The organism is Vibrio sp. 1557 (genome assembly GCF_033340175.1).
GTDB classification, from domain to species: Bacteria; Pseudomonadota; Gammaproteobacteria; order Enterobacterales; family Vibrionaceae; genus Vibrio; species Vibrio alginolyticus.
In genome coordinates, this window is the sequence record NZ_JAWOVZ010000076.1 from 1 (window position 1) to 1,851 (window position 1,851).

The following is a 1,851-nucleotide window of genomic DNA, read 5'->3' on the forward strand; positions in this document are numbered from 1 at the left end:
CACGGAGTCGAAACTTCGTATGTGACGGGATTAGGGCATGATCCGTTTAGTCGTGAAATGCTAGCGGCATGGCGTGAAGAGGGGATCAATACGGACATGGTCTACCTTTCTGAAGATAAATTGCCAGGCATTTACGCGATTGAAACCGCCGAAGATGGCGAGCGTAGCTTCTTTTACTGGCGTAATGATGCGGCGGCAAAATACTGGTTGCGTGAGCGAGCATTGTTGTCGTTGGTGAAAGATCTTTGTCAGCATCAAATGATCTACCTGAGTGGCATTAGCTTGGCTATCATCTCGGACGATTGTCGTCAGATGTTGATTGAGCTGCTAACAATGTGCCGTAAAGAAGGTGTGAAAATCGCATTCGATAACAACTTCCGCCCTAAGCTCTGGCCTAACATCGAACAAGCTCGTGATTTTTACTCAAAGATCCTCAGCGTCACCGACATGGCATTTTTGACCTTCGATGACGAGGTCATGCTGTGGGGAGATAAGCACGAAGATGAAGCGATCAGTCGTACGAAAAACTTTGGCGTGAAAGAGATCATCGTGAAACGTGGCGCGGACGACTGTTTTGTTGTAACACAAGATCAACAACACACCGTTGCGGCCTTGAAGGTTGATGCTGTGGTGGATACCACGGCGGCGGGTGATTCTTTTAGTGCGGGTTATCTTGCAAAACGAATTTTAGGCGGAGACGTTGCGGAGTCTGCGCTTGCTGGCCACAAAGTGGCTGGCACGGTTATTCAACATCGCGGCGCGATCATTCCAAGCCAAGCGATGCCAACTATTTAAGGAACGATGAAATGAAAGATCTGAACCAACAACTTTCAGAAATTAAAGTAGTCCCTGTTATCGCGATCAAAGACGCAGGCAAGGCAGTGAAACTGGCACAAGTGCTGATTGAAAATGGCCTGCCATGTGCTGAAGTGACGTTCCGTACTGAAGATGCCGCTTTAGCGATCAAAAACATGCGCGAAGCGTACCCAGAGATGCTGATTGGCGCGGGAACTGTGCTGACAAGCGCGCAAGTGGATGAAGCGATTGATGCGGGCGTGGACTTTATTGTGAGCCCAGGTTTCAACCCAACTACAGTGAAATACTGCCAACAGCGCAACGTGACCATCGTCCCTGGTGTCAACAACCCAAGCTTGGTTGAACAAGCAATGGAAATGGGTCTGCGTACGCTGAAGTTTTTCCCAGCAGAACCGTCAGGCGGCGTCGCGATGCTAAAAGCATTATCTGCGGTTTATCCTGTAAAATTCATGCCAACTGGTGGCGTGAGCCCAAGCAATGTTAAAGATTACTTGTCTATTTCTTCAGTCTTAGCGTGTGGTGGTACTTGGATGGTACCCGGCGATTTGATTGACAACGAGCAATGGGATGAACTGGCGAAGCTGGTTCGTGAAGTTGCGGGAATTATCGAATAATTCCTCACCCCGGTTAGCACCGAGAACTATCGTAGATAGTCGAACGATCTTTTGAGCAATTTGCCAACGCCCGCGGCTCCACCGTAGGCGTTTTTTTATGTGCAGTTTTGGCGAGTTAAAAATCCAACTTTCCATTAGTCGCGACACAAAACAACGCGCCCAACACGGTTTACTTACCCATTTACTTACTTAGTTTTTTGTTTCTGCCAAGCACGTTTAGAGTGCAGGGTAGGTTGTAGTAGGAACAAGCTAAACAGCAACACGATGCAGCCAATTGCGACAAAGATGGATTGAGAAGAGCCCGCTAACACGACGCCGGCAAGAATCAGTAACATGCCCGCCAACGCTGTGATGGAGCCGACATAAAGTCCTTGCTTATGATTGATAGGGGACTGCTCCTCGTCGCTGATCGGTGTGGCTA

At 48.7% G+C, this 1,851-nt stretch carries 2 protein-coding genes and 1 pseudogene; 2 read left to right on the plus strand and 1 reads right to left on the minus strand.

Going from position 1 to position 1,851, the window contains the following annotated elements; translation table 11 throughout:
• Both R7070_RS24660 and R7070_RS24665 read left to right on the plus strand, forming a co-directional pair.
• On the plus strand, nt 1-795 hold a 795-nt coding region (locus R7070_RS24660), incomplete at its 5' end, for a sugar kinase (protein WP_318141340.1).
• A gap of 11 nt (nt 796-806) precedes the next feature.
• Nucleotides 807-1,430 (plus strand): bifunctional 4-hydroxy-2-oxoglutarate aldolase/2-dehydro-3-deoxy-phosphogluconate aldolase, encoded by a 624-nt coding sequence (locus R7070_RS24665; protein WP_005460834.1) that lies wholly within the window; start codon nt 807-809, stop codon nt 1,428-1,430.
• A 185-nt stretch (nt 1,431-1,615) separates the two neighbouring features.
• Here R7070_RS24665 and R7070_RS24670 read toward each other — a convergent pair.
• Nucleotides 1,616-1,851: pseudogene (locus tag R7070_RS24670) on the minus strand (transporter); the annotation flags it as partial.